The 12,349-nt window shown below is 56.1% G+C and carries 12 protein-coding genes; 7 read left to right on the plus strand and 5 right to left on the minus strand.

Features of this window, described 5'->3' with window-relative positions:
- Positions 1-134 precede the first annotated feature (134 nt).
- Positions 135-1,208, minus strand: a complete 1,074-nt coding sequence (locus K5E19_RS01355; RefSeq protein WP_221549677.1) for an acyltransferase family protein — start codon at positions 1,206-1,208, stop codon at positions 135-137.
- A gap of 257 nt (positions 1,209-1,465) precedes the next feature.
- On the opposite strand from K5E19_RS01355, the gene lolC reads away from it, so the two are divergent.
- The 5 genes from lolC to cobB are packed head-to-tail and all read left to right on the plus strand — an operon-like array spanning position 1,466 to position 6,405.
- Positions 1,466-2,665 carry a lipoprotein-releasing ABC transporter permease subunit LolC gene (lolC, locus tag K5E19_RS01360; RefSeq protein ID WP_221549678.1) on the plus strand — a complete coding sequence of 400 codons (1,200 nt, stop codon included), beginning with the start codon at positions 1,466-1,468 and terminating at the stop codon, positions 2,663-2,665.
- The gene (gene lolD / locus K5E19_RS01365; protein WP_010429765.1) at positions 2,658-3,359 is read left to right on the plus strand and encodes a lipoprotein-releasing ABC transporter ATP-binding protein LolD; all 702 of its coding nucleotides are present in this window, start codon (positions 2,658-2,660) and stop codon (positions 3,357-3,359) included. Before lolC ends, lolD begins: the two co-directional genes overlap by 8 nt.
- Positions 3,359-4,603 (plus strand): lipoprotein-releasing ABC transporter permease subunit LolE, encoded by a 1,245-nt coding sequence (gene lolE / locus K5E19_RS01370; RefSeq protein WP_221549679.1) that lies wholly within the window; start codon positions 3,359-3,361, stop codon positions 4,601-4,603. The genes lolD and lolE overlap by 1 nt, the downstream gene beginning before the upstream one ends.
- A gap of 54 nt (positions 4,604-4,657) precedes the next feature.
- Positions 4,658-5,569 carry an N-acetylglucosamine kinase gene (gene nagK / locus K5E19_RS01375; protein WP_221549680.1) on the plus strand — a complete coding sequence of 304 codons (912 nt, stop codon included), beginning with the start codon at positions 4,658-4,660 and terminating at the stop codon, positions 5,567-5,569.
- A gap of 14 nt (positions 5,570-5,583) precedes the next feature.
- Positions 5,584-6,405, plus strand: a complete 822-nt coding sequence (gene cobB, locus K5E19_RS01380; RefSeq protein ID WP_221549681.1) for a Sir2 family NAD+-dependent deacetylase — start codon at positions 5,584-5,586, stop codon at positions 6,403-6,405.
- 34 nt (positions 6,406-6,439) lie between these two features.
- Here cobB and potD read toward each other — a convergent pair whose 3' ends face one another.
- From potD to potA, 4 genes are read right to left on the minus strand one after another with little or no spacing between them, the layout of a single operon-like run.
- Complete coding sequence (gene potD, locus K5E19_RS01385) at positions 6,440-7,474, minus strand: spermidine/putrescine ABC transporter substrate-binding protein PotD (RefSeq protein WP_221549682.1); 1,035 nt, start codon at positions 7,472-7,474, stop codon at positions 6,440-6,442.
- Positions 7,471-8,262 (minus strand): spermidine/putrescine ABC transporter permease PotC, encoded by a 792-nt coding sequence (gene potC, locus K5E19_RS01390; protein WP_193939989.1) that lies wholly within the window; start codon positions 8,260-8,262, stop codon positions 7,471-7,473. The genes potD and potC overlap by 4 nt, the downstream gene beginning before the upstream one ends.
- Positions 8,259-9,116, minus strand: a complete 858-nt coding sequence (gene potB, locus K5E19_RS01395) for a spermidine/putrescine ABC transporter permease PotB (protein ID WP_221549683.1) — start codon at positions 9,114-9,116, stop codon at positions 8,259-8,261. The genes potC and potB overlap by 4 nt, the downstream gene beginning before the upstream one ends.
- On the minus strand, positions 9,100-10,248 hold the full coding sequence (potA, locus tag K5E19_RS01400) for a spermidine/putrescine ABC transporter ATP-binding protein PotA (RefSeq protein WP_221550016.1): 1,149 nt from the start codon (positions 10,246-10,248) through the stop codon (positions 9,100-9,102). The genes potB and potA overlap by 17 nt, the downstream gene beginning before the upstream one ends.
- Before the next feature lie 237 nt (positions 10,249-10,485).
- Here potA and pepT point away from each other — a divergent pair, with 237 nt between their 5' ends.
- A complete protein-coding gene (pepT, locus tag K5E19_RS01405; protein WP_221549684.1) occupies positions 10,486-11,709 on the plus strand; it encodes a peptidase T in 1,224 nt (407 codons plus the stop codon).
- A 95-nt stretch (positions 11,710-11,804) separates the two neighbouring features.
- Positions 11,805-12,296, plus strand: coding sequence for an REP-associated tyrosine transposase (locus K5E19_RS01410; protein ID WP_221549685.1), 492 nt, complete (start codon positions 11,805-11,807; stop codon positions 12,294-12,296).
- Positions 12,297-12,349 lie beyond the last annotated feature (53 nt).

The raw sequence follows: 12,349 nt of genomic DNA on the forward strand, positions 1-12,349 counted from the left end.
CTCTTATGGATATACCAACAGTATTGGGGCATATCACTGATACGCAATGTCTTTATTATCCTCGATCGTTTTGCATTAGCAAATCGTAAGCGTATGGGAGGCAGTTCGCCCCCGAAAAGGGGGCGGAGAGGAGATCAGCGGGTCGCAGTTGACGGGGCGAGCGTAGCGGGTGGGGAGAAAAAGACATCGCCAAAGAGAGAGGTGGAAATCTTGCGTATGCCGAGCCCAACAAGGGTGCAGACCAGCAGGCTGGCGAACGGATAGACCAGAATCAGCGTTAACTCGGCCCACACCGGCCAGTACGCGGCATTCATTTCACCAATCAGGAACAGGCTGAATGCCTCTATTAAAATGCGATGCGTGGTGTAAATCGCAATGGTATTCGAACCCACCACATTCAACAGGTTGTCGGGATGAACGGCATAACGTTGTTCAACGCTGTAGAAAAGCTTCATGATCAGCACAATCGACAGCAGGGAGAGCAGGAGCGGAACGTTTGCAAACCACAGCACAACGGATACCCCGGCGAACGCGACCATCGCCAGCCAGACGCGACGTATTTCCAGCGCCTTCATCCAGGCCATGAGCTGCGCACCGTACCACGCGCCCAGGCTGTAGTAGATCATATTACGCACGACGCTGTTCATTCCCCACCACGGCAGCGGCAGGAAGTTAATGGCAATGCTTGCCAGCGCGAGCAGTCCCAGAACTGGCAATTTCCAGCGGCTCAGCAGTTTACACAGCGTGAAGTAGACCACCAGGGCATACAGATACCACAGGCTGGTGCTGGCCGTGAGCATACCCAGAATAAAGCCCGAGACCGAGTCGGCGTAGGCCGCATTCGACGAGGTTGCCAGTTCACGTTCCGGTGCGAGCCAGGCATTCAGGTGGGTCAGCGCCTGCCACTGCAGGATCCCCCACAGCGCCAGCACCCAGACGATGCTCCAGATGCGCTTGTCGAGGCTGGTGCGCCAGTCCACTTCATCAATGTATCGGCGGATCAGAAAGCCGGAGATAAAGAAGAACACCGGCATGCGGAACGGTGCGAGATACAGGTTAAAATAGACCCAGCATTTGGCGAGAAGCCCTGACAGCGGATGCTGCAGCCCGCTGAGATGAGGATAAAAGGTGATGACCGAGTGGTAAATCACCACCAGGCAGATGCACAGCCCCTTTATCTGATTAATCCATAATGCTTTTTGTTTCATCGGTAACCAATACCTGTTTTGCCATAAACGAACGGGCAATTGTTCTAAAACGACAAAGAGATGTAACGGGTAACTGTCTGTATCGGGACGTTTTTCGGAAAAGGTGGAGGGTGTGCAGAGCAGAAACCGAAAGTACCACCCTGATTTATCTGAGTTTTTAGGAAAAATGATTACCAAAGCTTACGGTTTCAGTCATTTACGCTTAACGGATTCGCTTATATACTCGTGGGTCTGCTATCAGCAAACAGACGGACTTCATGTATCAACCTGTCGCACTCTTCATAGGCTTACGTTACATGCGTGGGCGCGCCGCGGACCGCTTCGGTCGCTTTGTCTCCTGGCTTTCGACTATTGGCATTACGCTTGGCGTGATGGCACTGGTGACGGTACTTTCCGTCATGAACGGCTTTGAGCGCGAGCTGCAAAACAATATCCTGGGGCTGATGCCGCAGGCCGTTCTCTCATCATCCAACGGTTCGGTTAACCCGCAACAGCTGCCGGAAAGCGCGGCGAAGTTACAGGGTGTCACGCGCGTTGCGCCATTAACCACCGGCGATGTTGTGCTGCAAAGCGCCCGCAGCGTGGCGGTCGGCGTGATGCTGGGTATCGACCCGGCGCAAAACGATCCGCTGACGCCGTATCTGGTTAACGTGAAGCAGACCGATCTGGAAGCCGGAAAATACAACGTGATTCTGGGTGAACAGCTTGCCGGACAGCTTGGCGTCAACCGTGGCGATCAGCTGCGCGTGATGGTGCCGTCTGCAAGCCAGTTTACGCCTATGGGTCGCCTGCCAAGCCAGCGCCTGTTCAACGTGATTGGTACCTTTGCCGCCAACAGCGAAGTCGACGGCTATCAGATGCTGGTTAACATTCAGGATGCGTCGCGCCTGATGCGCTACCCGGCGGGGAATATCACCGGCTGGCGCCTGTGGCTCGATCAGCCGCTCAAGGTGGACACCCTCAGCCAGCAAACGCTGCCGGAAGGCACCAAATGGCAGGACTGGCGTGACCGTAAAGGCGAACTGTTCCAGGCCGTGCGCATGGAAAAAAACATGATGGGGCTGCTGCTGAGCCTGATCGTCGCCGTGGCCGCATTTAACATCATTACCTCGCTGGGCCTGATGGTGATGGAGAAGCAGGGCGAAGTCGCTATTCTGCAAACCCAGGGGCTGACGCCGCGCCAGATCATGGCCGTATTTATGGTTCAGGGGGCGAGCGCAGGCATCATCGGCGCGCTGCTCGGTGCCGTGCTGGGCGCGCTGCTTGCCAGCCAACTGAATAACGTAATGCCGATCATCGGCGCGCTGCTTGACGGCGCGGCGCTGCCGGTGGCTATCGAGCCGCTGCAGGTGGTCGGTATTGCGCTGGCCGCGATGGCCATTGCGCTGCTTTCTACGCTTTATCCTTCCTGGCGCGCTGCCGCCACTCAACCCGCTGAGGCTTTACGTTATGAATAAGATCCTGTTGCAATGCGACAACCTGTCCAAACGCTATCAGGAAGGCACTGTGCAGACCGACGTGCTGCACAATGTGAGCTTTAGCGTGGGCGAAGGCGAGATGATGGCGATTGTCGGTAGCTCCGGCTCCGGCAAAAGTACGCTGCTGCATCTGCTGGGGGGGCTGGATACGCCAACCGAAGGCGACGTGATTTTCTCCGGCCAGCCGATGAGCAAAATGTCCTCCGCGGCGAAGGCCGAGCTGCGCAACCGCGAGCTGGGCTTTATCTACCAGTTCCACCACCTGCTGCCGGATTTCACGGCGCTGGAAAACGTGGCGATGCCGCTGCTGATTGGCAAAAAGAAACCGGCAGAAATTAACGCCCGCGCCAGCGACATGCTGAAAGCGGTAGGGCTGGGCCATCGCGGTAACCATCGTCCCTCTGAGCTTTCCGGCGGCGAGCGCCAGCGCGTGGCGATTGCCCGTGCGCTGGTCAACAACCCGCGTCTGGTGCTGGCGGATGAACCTACCGGTAACCTGGATGCCCGCAATGCGGACAGTATTTTCCAGCTTCTGGGCGAGCTGAACGCCTCGCAGGGGACCGCGTTTCTGGTGGTAACCCACGATCTGCAGCTGGCAAAACGCATGGGTCGCCAGCTTGAGATGCGCGACGGCCATCTGAATGCGGAACTGACCCTGATGGGAGCAGAGTAATGGCGTCACCGTTATCGCTACTCATCGGCTTACGTTTTAGCCGCGGTCGCCGTCGTGGCGGCATGGTGTCGCTCATCTCCGTGATCTCCACCGTGGGTATCGCGCTCGGTGTGGCGGTATTGATCGTGGGCTTAAGCGCCATGAACGGCTTTGAGCGCGAGCTGAACAACCGCATTCTGGCGGTGGTGCCGCACGGGGAGATCGAGCCGGTTAACCAGCCGTGGACAAACTGGAGCGACGCACTCAACAAAGTCGAAAAAGTGCCGGGTGTTGCCGCAGCCGCGCCCTACATCAACTTTACCGGGCTGGTGGAGAGCGGAGTAAACCTGCGCGCCATTCAGGTGAAAGGGGTAAACCCCGCCCAGGAAGAACGTCTCAGCGCGCTGCCGCAATTTGTGCAGAACGGCGCGTGGGCGAACTTTAAGGCTGGCGAGCAGCAGATCATCATGGGCAAAGGCGTTGCCGATGCTCTGAAGGTGAAGCAGGGCGACTGGGTATCGATCATGATCCCGAACGCCAGCGCCGACCACAAACTGCAGCAGCCTAAGCGCGTGCGCCTGCACGTTGCCGGTATTCTTCAACTGAGCGGTCAGCTCGATCACAGCTTCGCCATGGTGCCGCTGGAAGACGCGCGCCAGTATCTCGACATGGGCGACAGCGTGACGGGCATTGCCATTAAGGTGAACGACGTCTTCAACGCCAACAAACTTGTGCGTGATGCAGGCAGCGTGACTAATAACTATGTCTACATCAAAAGCTGGATCGGCACTTACGGGTATATGTACCGTGATATCCAGATGATCCGCGCCATTATGTATCTGGCGATGGTGCTGGTGATTGGTGTAGCGTGCTTTAATATCGTCTCGACGCTGGTGATGGCGGTCAAAGACAAGAGCGGCGACATCGCCGTGCTGCGTACCTTAGGGGCAAAAGACGGTCTTATTCGCGCCATCTTCGTCTGGTACGGTCTGCTGGCGGGGCTGTTCGGCAGCCTGTGCGGCGTGGTGATTGGCGTGGTGGTTTCCCTGCAGTTGACCCCAATCATCAACGGGATTGAAAAGCTTATCGGCCACCAGTTCCTGTCGGGTGATATCTATTTTATTGACTTCCTGCCGTCTGAACTGCACTGGCTGGACGTTATTTATGTGCTGGTTACAGCACTTTTACTGAGTCTGCTGGCAAGCTGGTATCCGGCGCGTCGCGCAAGCCGAATTGATCCGGCGAGGGTACTAAGTGGCCAGTAATTACGTCATGGTATAGCGGTCCTGAGGCCGCTATGTCAGAAAGAGGAATGCGTTATGTATTATGGATTTGATATTGGCGGCACCAAGATTGCGCTCGGCGTGTTTGATAAAGACCTCAAACTTCAGTGGGAAACCCGCGTTCCCACGCCACGCGAAAGCTACGATGAATTTTTAACCGCCATTGCCGCGCTGGTGGCGCAGGCCGATGAACGCTTTGGCGTCAAAGGCAGCGTCGGCATCGGCATTCCCGGGATGCCCGAAACCGACGACGGCACGCTGTATGCCGCCAACGTGCCTGCCGCCAGCGGTAAACCGCTCCGCGCCGATCTCTCTGCCCTCCTTGAACGCGACGTGCGTTTAGATAACGATGCCAACTGTTTTGCCCTCTCCGAAGCCTGGGACGATGAGTTCCGTCAGTATCCACTGGTGATGGGGCTGATCCTCGGCACGGGCGTTGGCGGCGGGATCGTTATTAATGGCAAACCGATTACCGGGCGCAGCTACATCACCGGTGAGTTCGGCCACATTCGTCTTCCGGTGGATGCGCTGGACGTCGTCGGGCGCGATTTTCCGCTCACCCGCTGCGGCTGCGGCCAGCACGGCTGTATTGAGAACACTCTCTCCGGCCGCGGGTTTGCATGGCTTTACGAACACTTCTATCATCAGAAACTTGAGGCCCCTCAAATCATTACCCTGTGGGAGCAAGGGGATGCGCAGGCGCGCGAGCACGTCGAGCGCTATCTGGATCTGCTGGCGGTGTGTCTGGGAAATATTCTCACCATCGTCGACCCGGATCTGCTGGTGATCGGGGGAGGGCTTTCAAACTTTACCGCGATTACGGAACAGCTGTCCGGGCGTTTGCCCCGACATTTATTGCCGGTCGCCCGCGTGCCGCGTATTGAACGCGCGCGACACGGGGACGCAGGAGGCATGCGCGGAGCCGCATTCCTTCATCTCACCGATTAGTTTACGAGGTTTCTATGCTGTCGCGTCGCCAGGGTCGACTCAGCCGTTTTCGCAAAAATAAACGCCGCTTGCGTGAGCGCTTGCGCCAGCGGATCTTTTTCAGAGACAGAATGATGCCAGAAGCGATGGATAAACCCAGAGTGGTGGTGCTGACCGGCGCGGGGATCTCCGCCGAGTCAGGAATTCGAACCTTCCGCGCGGCGGACGGGCTGTGGGAAGAGCACCGCGTGGAGGATGTGGCGACGCCGGAAGGTTTCGCCCGCGATCCGGACCTGGTGCAGGCGTTTTATAACGCCCGTCGTCGTCAGCTTCAGCAGCCTGAGATTGTGCCGAACGCGGCCCATCTGGCGCTGGCGAGGCTGGAAGAGGCGCTGGGCGATCGTTTTCTGCTGGTGACGCAGAATATCGACAACCTGCACGAGCGGGCCGGTAACAAGAACATCATCCACATGCACGGCGAGCTGCTCAAGGTTCGCTGCGCCTGGAGCGGTCAGGTGCTGGACTGGAAAGAAGACGTTCTGCCGGAAGACAAATGCCATTGCTGTCAGTTCCCTGCGCGTTTACGTCCGCACGTGGTGTGGTTCGGTGAAATGCCGCTGGGCATGGATGAGATCTACAGCGCGCTGGCGATGGCGGATGTGTTTATTGCCATCGGCACCTCCGGGCATGTCTATCCGGCGGCGGGATTTGTTCACGAGGCTAAACTCCAGGGCGCGCATACGGTTGAGCTGAATCTGGAGCCGAGCCAGGTGGGCAGTGAGTTTGAAGAGAAACACTATGGTCTGGCTAGTGAAGTGGTGCCAGCTTTTGTGGATAAACTCCTGAAGGGGTTGTAGTTGTGACGGGCGACATTGCGTCGCCCGTCATCTCTCAACGACCTGCTTTTAACTTCTGATAATACTCTTCATAAAGACGGCTCGCGTCACCGACGTCGTTCTGCCATTCGCCTTTGCTGACGGTATCAGCATCAGGGTACAGCGACTTATCATTCGCGACTTCAGGGCTTAACAGCTTGCGCGCAGCCAGGTTTGGCGTCGGGTAGCCAATTGTCTCGGCAACCTGTTTCGCCACGTCGGGGCGCAGCAGGAAGTTAATCAGCTTCAGCGCGCCGTCCACGTTTTTCGCATTGGCCGGGATAGAGAGGCTGTCCATCCAGAAGATCCCGCCTTCTTTCGGCCAGACGACCTCCAGCGGCGTACCGGCCTGGCGAGCAACATACGCGGAGCCGTTCCACACCATCCCCAGATTCACTTCGCCTTCCATATACGGGTTTGCCGGGTTATCAGAGTTGAATGCCGCCACGTTAGGCATCAGCTTTTTCAGCTCGTTATAGGCTGCTTCAATCTCTTTCGGATCGGTGGTGTTACCGGAATAGCCGAGTTTACGCAGCGCAATCTGGAACACCTCACGCGCATCGTCGGTTAACAGCAGGCTACCTTTGTACTCGGGTTTCCACAGATCGGCCCAGCCTGTCACCGTTTTCGGATCGATAGCATCGCTGTTCACGCCAATCGCGGTTGCACCCCAGATGTACGGAATGGAGTAGTCGTTATTCGGGTCGAACGGCTTGTTAAGCATCTCCGGATCGAGGTTTGAAAAATGGGTTAGCTTCGTTTTGTCGATCTTCTGGATCATCCCCTCTTTGCGCATTTTGTCGACAAAGTAAGTTGAGGGAACGACCAGATCGTACGCGCCGTCTTTGTAGGTTTTCAGCTTGGCGTACATGGTTTCATTCGACTCATAGGTCGAGTAGATCACCTTGATCCCCGTTTCTTTGGTGAACTGCTCCAGCAGGCCCGGCGGCACGTATTCGGTCCAGTTGTAGAAGTAGAGCGTTTTGCTGTCATCAGCGTGCGCGGCACTCATGCCAAGCACCAGCGCTGCAGCGGCGAGCATTTTTTTCATTTCATTGTCCCCTGAGATTTTGTTTTATCACGAGCAATAACCTGGCTGGCGATCACCAGAACCAGCGACAACACCAGCAGAATGGTCGCCAGCGCGTTCACCTCTGGTGAGACGCCGACTTTCACCATTGAGTAGATCTTCAACGGCAGAATTTCATAGCTCGGCCCGGTGACGAAGGAGGAGACCACCACGTCATCCATCGACAGAGTGAAGCTGAGCAGCCATCCGGCCGCCACGGCAGGCATCGCCAGCGGCAGGATGATTTTACGCAGGATGGTCATCTCGCTGGCGCCCAGATCCTTCGCCGCCTCCAGCATGCGCACGTCGAACCCTTTCAGGCGCGCGAAAACGGTCACCACCACAAACGGCAGGCAGAAGGTGATATGGGAAAACAGCAGCGACCAGAAGCCAAGCTGTACGCCCAGCAGCATAAACAGCACCAGCAGCGAAATGGCCATCACGATGTCCGGCGACATCATCACCACAAACAGCATGCCGCTGACGAACGGTTTACCGCGAAAGCGATAGCGATACAGCGCCACGGCGGTGAGGGAGCCAATCAGCGTCGCGAAGGTGGCGGAGACGATCGCCATCGTAAGCGAGTGCTGAGCGGCCTGCAGCAGGCTGTCATTATTCATCAGCAGGCTGTACCAGTTGGTGGTAAAACCCTGCCAGTTAATCCCGAAGCGCGAGCTGTTAAACGAGTTCACGATCAAAATAACGATCGGGATATAGAGATAGGCATAAATGGCGGTCATAAAACCGCCGCGAAGCAGTCGACCGATCATTCGAGTTCCACCTTTTTATTCAGCAAGCGTGAGGCGCGCCAGTAGACCAGCAGCATCAGGCCCATCACCACCGTCAGCGTAATGCTGGTGGCCGAGCCGAACGGCCAGTCTCGGATGTTCAGGAACTGGCTCTTGATCACGTTGCCGATCAGCAGGTTTTTCGCGCCGCCCATCAGATCCGACACATAGAACAAGCCCATCGCCGGGAGCATCACCAGCAGACAGCCCGCAATAATACCGGGCATCGTCAGCGGAATAATAATGCGGATAAAGGTCTGCAGCTTGCTGGCACCCAGATCTTTTGCCGCTTCCAGCAGCGGTTTATCCAGCTTCTCGATGCTGGAGTAGAGCGGCATCACCATAAACGGCAGCAGTATGTAGACCAGTCCGACAATCACCGCGCTCGGGGTAAACATAATGCGGATCGGCGTATCAATCACCCCCAGCCACAGCAGAAACTCGTTGAGATAGCCTTTAGTGCTCAGGAAGATTTTCAGCCCGTAGATGCGGATTAACGAGTTGGTCCAGAAGGGAACAATCAGTAAAAACAGCAGCAGGGGGCGTACCTTTTGCGGCAGGCCCGCGAGAAACCATGCGAAGGGATAACCCAGTACCAGACAGGCAAGGGTGGCAATCAGCGCCATATTGAGCGAGTGCAGCAGCACGTCAAAATAGAGCGGATCGAGCAGGCGCGTGTAGTTGTCCAGCGTAAAGACCAGCGAAACGAAGTTAGCGTCGTCGCGAGTCAGGAAGCTGGTGGCGATAATCATCAGGTTGGGTAGAAAAACAAACAGCACAAGCCAACCGACGATCGTGGCGATCACCACATTCTGGAATTTACTTGTGTTCTTCATCAGCCAGCACAACCTCCCAGCTTTCTACCCAGTTGATAACCATTTTCTGGTCGAGAGAGTGGTCGAAGTCCGGGTCATCCTCGTTAAAGAACTCACTGACCATCACCATCTTGCCGTTCTCCAGCTCGACGACAGATTCCAGCGTCATCCCTTTGTAGTTGCGCTCGCGGATATAGCCGATTAACCCTTCGGCCTCGGTATTGCCGTGAATTTCATCGACGCGCAGATCTTCCGGGCGCAGCAGAACGTTGAGCTTTTGTCCCTTTTCAACGGGAAAATTCACCGTGATAGCGCACTCGCGTCCTTCGACGCTGGCGCGTACGCGCTGGTCGTCCAGACGCTCAATTACCGTGGCGTCGAAGATATTGATCTCACCGATGAAGCTGGCGACAAACAGATTTTTCGGCTCTTCGTAGATTTCGCGCGGCGTGCCGTCCTGCTCGATTTTGCCGTCGCGCATCACCACGATGCGGTCGGACATGGTCAGGGCTTCTTCCTGGTCGTGAGTGACAAAGACAAAGGTAATGCCGAGCTTGCGCTGCAGGGCTTTGAGTTCGTTCTGCATCTGCTTGCGCAGCTTGTAATCCAGCGCGGAGAGGGATTCATCCAGCAGGAGCAGGCGAGGCTTATTGACCACGGCGCGGGCGATGGCCACGCGCTGCTGCTGGCCGCCGGAAAGCTGATGGGGTTTTCGCTGGGCAAACTCTTCCAGTTGCACCATCCGCAGGGCTTCGGTGACGCGCGGCGGGATCTCGGCGGCAGGTGTTTTTTGCATCCGCAGGCCAAACGCGACGTTCTCAAACACGGTCATGTGCGGGAACAGGGCGTAGCTCTGAAAGACGGTATTGACGTGTCTGTCTTCTGCGGGAACCTGGGTAATGTCCTGGTTCTCTAGATGGATATGGCCGTTATCAACGCTTTCCAGCCCGGCGATAAGCCGCAGTACGGTGGTTTTGCCGCAGCCAGAGGGGCCAAGCAGCGTCAGAAACTCACCGTCGTTGATGGTGAGAGTAAGGTCGGAAATAACAACTTTGCCATCAAAGCTTTTACGAATTCGTTCCAGCTGCACCAGCGGTGAACGTGAACGGGAATGTGTATTCAATTTTTGCGCTGTCCCATATAGACGCCTCAGGCAGCAGACTGAAGCGGGGTTTGTGTGTAACCACCTTGGTGACTCGTAATGAGGGCGGACATTCTACGGCAATCCCCTCCAATCGCCAATCCTTGTCACTGATTCATAAGCTACATTTACTAACGCATAACGATATAAACGGAAAATATTCTCGTTTGCGGGATAAAAGTGACCTGACGCAATATTTGCGTTTTGATGCTTATTGATAATGTTGTCACAAAAAGTGAGGGTGACTGCATGGATAAATTACTTGAGCGTTTTTTACAGTACGTTTCGCTGGATACCCAATCTAAGCCGGGTGTTCGCCAGGTGCCGAGCACCGAAGGCCAGTGGAAGTTATTAAACCTGCTTAAAGAGCAGCTTGACGCCATGGGGCTGGTCAACGTCACGTTAAGCGAGAAAGGCACTGTGATGGGCACGCTGCCTGCCAATGTCGACGGGGATATCCCGGCGATTGGCTTTATCTCCCATGTCGACACCTCTCCGGATTTTAGCGGCAAACATGTGAACCCGCAGATTGTTGAAAACTACCGCGGCGGCGACATTGCGCTGGGCATTGGTGATGAAGTGCTCTCACCGGTGATGTTCCCGGTGCTGCACCAGCTGCTGGGCCAGACGCTGATCACCACCGACGGCAAAACGCTGTTGGGGGCGGATGACAAGGCGGGCATTGCGGAGATCATGACGGCGCTGGCGGTGCTGAAAGGCAAAAATATCCCGCACGGTGATATCCGCGTGGCCTTTACGCCGGATGAAGAGGTGGGCAAGGGCGCAAAACATTTCGACGTCGAGGACTTCAATGCGAAGTGGGCCTATACCGTTGACGGCGGCGGTGTCGGTGAACTCGAGTATGAGAACTTCAACGCCGCGTCGGTGACGATCAAGATTGTGGGGAACAACGTTCACCCAGGCTCCGCGAAAGGTGTAATGGTGAACGCGCTGTCGCTGGCGTCGCGTATTCATGCTGAGGTTCCGGCGGAAGAGAGCCCTGAAATGACGGAAGGGTATGAAGGTTTTTATCACCTGACCAGCATCAAAGGCACCGTGGACAGCGCGCAGATGCACTACATCGTTCGCGATTTCGACCGCAAGGCCTTTGAGGCGCGCAAGCGTAAGATGATGGAGATCGCCAAGAAGGTGGGTAAAGGGTTACACCCTGATTGTTACATTGAGCTGATCATTGAAGACAGCTATTACAATATGCGTGAGAAGGTGATGGCGCATCCGCATATTCTCGATATCGCTCAGCAGGCCATGCGCGACTGTGACATTGAACCGCAGCTGAAGCCGATTCGCGGCGGGACGGATGGCTCGCAGCTATCGTTTATGGGATTACCTTGCCCGAACCTGTTTACCGGCGGGTATAACTACCACGGCAAGCATGAGTTTGTGACGCTGGAAGGGATGGAAAAAGCGGTGAAGGTGATTGTGCGGATTGCTGAATTGACGGCAAAACGCTGAGAAAACGCCCGGTGGCGCTATGCTTACCGGGCCTACATTCGGATCGTAGGCCGGGTAAGGCGCAGCCGCCACCCGGCATTAAGGCAAGGAGCGCCATGTCAAACTACCGTCGCCACTACATCCCAGGTGGAACCTGGTTCTTCACCGTCAACCTGCAAAAGCGCCAGAGTGATTTGCTTACCCGTCATATCGACAGCCTGCGTGCTGCCACCTCTACGGTTAAACGCGCGAAGCCCTTTACCATAAACGCCTGGGTTATCCTTCCCGAACATATGCACTGTATCTGGACCTTACCGGAAGGCGACAGCGACTTTTCGGCCCGCTGGCGGGATATTAAAAAAACGTTTAGCCGCAACATCGACATGCGCCACATATGGCAGCCGCGCTTCTGGGAGCACACCATTCGCAATGAACAGGATTACCGGCGGCATGTGGATTACATCTATATCAATCCGCTGAAGCATGGCTACGTCAGTAAGGTTCGCGACTGGCCGTATTCAACGTTTCATCGGGACGTACGGGAAGGGTTATATCCAGAGGATTGGGCGGGAGAGATCGAGGATTTTATGGCGGGTGAGCGCAGATAAAAACGCCCGGTGGCGCTACGCTTACCGGGCCTACGGGATCGTGCTTTTGTAGG

The organism is Enterobacter sp. RIT637 (assembly GCF_019718755.1).
In the GTDB taxonomy this organism is placed as follows: Bacteria; Pseudomonadota; Gammaproteobacteria; order Enterobacterales; family Enterobacteriaceae; genus Enterobacter.

Excerpts from the sequence above, each read along its gene's own strand:
- nagK (WP_221549680.1), top strand. The coding sequence starts at position 4,658 with ATGTATTATGGATTTGATATTGGCGGCACCAAGATTGCGCTCGGCGTG.
- lolE (WP_221549679.1), top strand. The coding sequence starts at position 3,359 with ATGGCGTCACCGTTATCGCTACTCATCGGCTTACGTTTTAGCCGCGGT.
- lolD (WP_010429765.1), top strand. The coding sequence starts at position 2,658 with ATGAATAAGATCCTGTTGCAATGCGACAACCTGTCCAAACGCTATCAG.
- K5E19_RS01355 (WP_221549677.1), bottom strand. The coding sequence starts at position 1,208 with ATGAAACAAAAAGCATTATGGATTAATCAGATAAAGGGGCTGTGCATC.
- potD (WP_221549682.1), bottom strand. The coding sequence starts at position 7,474 with ATGAAAAAAATGCTCGCCGCTGCAGCGCTGGTGCTTGGCATGAGTGCC.
- K5E19_RS01410 (WP_221549685.1), top strand. The coding sequence starts at position 11,805 with ATGTCAAACTACCGTCGCCACTACATCCCAGGTGGAACCTGGTTCTTC.
- pepT (WP_221549684.1), top strand. The coding sequence starts at position 10,486 with ATGGATAAATTACTTGAGCGTTTTTTACAGTACGTTTCGCTGGATACC.
- cobB (WP_221549681.1), top strand. The coding sequence starts at position 5,584 with ATGCTGTCGCGTCGCCAGGGTCGACTCAGCCGTTTTCGCAAAAATAAA.
- potC (WP_193939989.1), bottom strand. The coding sequence starts at position 8,262 with ATGATCGGTCGACTGCTTCGCGGCGGTTTTATGACCGCCATTTATGCC.
- potB (WP_221549683.1), bottom strand. The coding sequence starts at position 9,116 with ATGAAGAACACAAGTAAATTCCAGAATGTGGTGATCGCCACGATCGTC.
- lolC (WP_221549678.1), top strand. The coding sequence starts at position 1,466 with ATGTATCAACCTGTCGCACTCTTCATAGGCTTACGTTACATGCGTGGG.